1 rRNA gene (only partly in view) is annotated in these 1,340 nt (G+C 52.4%); it reads right to left on the bottom strand.

The features are described from left to right. Positions 1-37: 37 nt before the first annotated feature. Positions 38-1,340: ribosomal RNA gene (locus OIK42_RS20360) — 23S ribosomal RNA — on the bottom strand; it runs 1,664 nt beyond the window's last position.

Genomic DNA, 1,340 nt, shown 5'->3' with positions numbered 1-1,340 from the left:
CCATCAACATCTAAATGTAAAGCCATTTAGGCGTTGTATGGTTAAGCCTCTCGGGCAATTAGTACAGGTTAGCTTAACGCCTTGCAACGCTTCCACACCCTGCCTATCAACGTTGTAGTCTACAACAACCCTTCCAGAGCTTAAAGCTCAGGGATGACTCATCTTGGGGCTCGCTTCCCGCTTAGATGCTTTCAGCGGTTATCGATTCCGAACTTGGCTACCGGGCAATGCCTTTGGCAAAACAACCCGAACACCAGCGGTTCGTCCACTCCGGTCCTCTCGTACTAGGAGCAGCTCCCCTCAATCATCCAACGCCCACACCAGATAGGGACCGAACTGTCTCACGACGTTCTAAACCCAGCTCGCGTACCACTTTAAATGGCGAACAGCCATACCCTTGGGACCGACTTCAGCCCCAGGATGTGATGAGCCGACATCGAGGTGCCAAACACCGCCGTCGATATGAACTCTTGGGCGGTATCAGCCTGTTATCCCCGGAGTACCTTTTATCCGTTGAGCGATGGCCCTTCCATACAGAACCACCGGATCACTATGACCTACTTTCGTACCTGCTCGACGTGTCTGTCTCGCAGTTAAGCTAGCTTATGCCATTGCACTAACCTCACGATGTCCGACCGTGATTAGCTAACCTTCGTGCTCCTCCGTTACTATTTGGGAGGAGACCGCCCCAGTCAAACTACCCACCAGACACTGTCCGCAACCCCGATAAGGGGCCAACGTTAGAACATCAAACATACAAGGGTGGTATTTCAAGGACGGCTCCACATCATCTGGCGACAATGCTTCGAAGCCTCCCACCTATCCTACACATGTAGGTTCAATGTTCAGTGCCAAGCTGTAGTAAAGGTTCACGGGGTCTTTCCGTCTAGGTGCGGGTACACAGCATCTTCACTGCGATTTCAATTTCACTGAGTCTCGGGTGGAGACAGCGTGGCCATGGTTACACCATTCGTGCAGGTCGGAACTTACCCGACAAGGAATTTCGCTACCTTAGGACCGTTATAGTTACGGCCGCCGTTTACCGGGGCTTCGATCAAGAGCTTCTCCGAAGATAACCCCATCAATTAACCTTCCGGCACCGGGCAGGTGTCACACCCTATACGTCCTCTTTCGAGTTTGCAGAGTGCTGTGTTTTTAATAAACAGTCCCAGCCACCTGGTCACTGCGGCCCCCGACAGCTTACCGCGTAAAGCGTTCACCATCAGGGGCGTACCTTCTCCCGAAGTTACGGTACAATTTTGCCGAGTTCCTTCACCCGAGTTCTCTCAAGCGCCTTAGTATTCTCTACCTGACCACCTGTGTCGGTTTGGGGTACGGTT

Source organism: Alteromonas gilva (genome assembly GCF_028595265.1).
GTDB classification, from domain to species: domain Bacteria; phylum Pseudomonadota; class Gammaproteobacteria; order Enterobacterales; family Alteromonadaceae; genus Alteromonas; species Alteromonas gilva.
Note: the sequence above shows the minus strand (reverse complement) of the source record. Positions and strands in the feature narration are given on the sequence as shown.